Origin of the sequence: Streptomyces sp. adm13(2018) (assembly GCF_008042145.1) — a bacterium.
Classification (GTDB): domain Bacteria; phylum Actinomycetota; class Actinomycetes; order Streptomycetales; family Streptomycetaceae; genus Streptomyces.
Window position 1 is genome coordinate 1 of sequence record NZ_RDBH01000189.1, and the last position, 1706, is coordinate 1706.

Here is a 1706-nt window from a genome sequence, read left to right on the forward strand (position 1 = left end):
GTAGCGCGCGTCGACAGAAGCGTCATGGCGTGTTCCTAGCGTCGGTGTCCGGTCGGTCCGGAGGACGGGAGCGGAGGTACGGGCCTGAGGTGTACGGCAGCCCGAGGCCGAGGGCGATGACGAGCGCACCGATGAGGCTGAGGTTCTGCCCGCCGGCGGCGCGCAAGCGCTCCCCGCTGGCCGCCCTGCATCACCACGATCCGGTCGGCGAGTCCGAGCACCTCGGGGAGTTCGGAGGAGATCACGAGCAGGGCGACGCCGTCCCGGGCGAGGTCGGCGATGATCCGGTAGATCTCCGCCTTGGCGCCGATGTCGATGCCGCGGGTGGGCTCGTCGAGGATCAGGACCTTCGGCCGGCGCAGCAGCCACCGGGCGAGGACGACCTTCTGCTGGTTGCCGCCGGACAGTTGACGGACCTCGTGCTCGATGGACGGGGTGCGCACCCTGAGCCGGTCGGAGAAGTCCTGGGCGGCGGTCTTCTCCTGGCCGCGGCGGACGAAACGCATCCGGCGCAGGCGTTCCAGGCTGACGAGGGAGGTGTTGTCGCGGATCGACCGGTGCAGGAAGAGCGCCTGGGCCTTGCGCTCCTCCGGGGCCAGGCCGATGCCCGCCCGGATGGCGTCCTTCGGGCTGCGCAGCCGCAGGGGCCGGCCGTTCAGGACGATCCGGCCGGAGCGCAGGGGGCGGTCGCCGGCGAGCGCGAGGCCCAGCTCCGAACGGCCGGCGCCCATCAGGCCGGCGAGGGCGACGACTTCGCCGGCCCTGATCCGGAGGCTGATGTCGGTGACGTCGTCGGTGGTGACGCCGTCCAGTTCGAGGACGACGTCGTCCCGGGCGACGTCCTGCCGCACGAAGAGCGAGGAGAGGTCGCGGCCGACCATCATCCGCACGACCTCGCTCTCGGTGGTCGCGGAAGCGTCGAGGACTCCGGCGGAGGCACCGTCGCGGAGCACCGCGATGCGGTCCGCGAGCCGGAAGATCTCCTTCATCCGGTGGGAGACGTAGATGATCGCGATGCCCTGGGCGCGCAGCCGGTCGATGAGGGCGAACAGTGCCTCGGCCTCGTTCTCCGCGAGCGAGGAGGTCGGCTCGTCGAAGGCGATGACCTTGGCGTCGCCTGTGAGGGCGCGCAGGATCTCAACCAACTGCCTTTGAGCAGGCGTGAGTTCAGCGCCGAGTTGGTCGGGGTCCATGACCTTCTCGAAGCCGAGCCGCGCCAGGTCCGAGATGATCCTGCGGCGCAGTTCGGCGCGGTCGAGGCGGCGGCCGGCCTTGCGGGGCAGGGATCCGGCGTAGACGTTCTCCGCCACGGAGACGTGCGGGATGATCTCCGGCTCCTGCGGAATGATGCGGATCCCGGCCCGGCGGGCGACGTGCGGGGAGGAGAAGGAGACGGGCTCCCCGGCGAGGAGGACGCGTCCTTCGGTGGGCTGGTGGTCGCCGGTGAGGATCTTCAGCAGCGTGGACTTGCCGGCGCCGTTCTCGCCCATGAGGGCGGTGACCTGCCCGGGGAGGAAGGTGAGGGTGACGCCGCTCAGGGCCTGGACGGCACCGAATCGCTTGGTGATGTTCTCGACGGCGACACCGACACCTGGGGTCGCCTGCGTGGGGGGTGGGGTGCCGGGTGTGGTCATGCTGGCCTCACGTGCTGAAGGGACGGGAAGGACCGGGGCGAGCGCCGGCCGGCGGACGGGGCCGGTGCGGGG

The 1706-nt window shown here is 71.3% G+C and carries 1 protein-coding gene; it reads right to left on the bottom strand.

Going from position 1 to position 1706, the window contains the following annotated elements:
* Positions 1-35 precede the first annotated feature (35 nt).
* Entirely contained in the window at positions 36-1634 is a 1599-nt protein-coding gene (locus EAO70_RS35390) for a sugar ABC transporter ATP-binding protein (protein ID WP_261993209.1), read from the bottom strand.
* Positions 1635-1706 lie beyond the last annotated feature (72 nt).

What these genes read in the sequence shown, in the direction of transcription:
- EAO70_RS35390 (WP_261993209.1), bottom strand. Translation starts at nt 1,634, where the DNA reads ATGACCACACCCGGCACCCCACCCCCCACGCAGGCGACCCCAGGTGTC.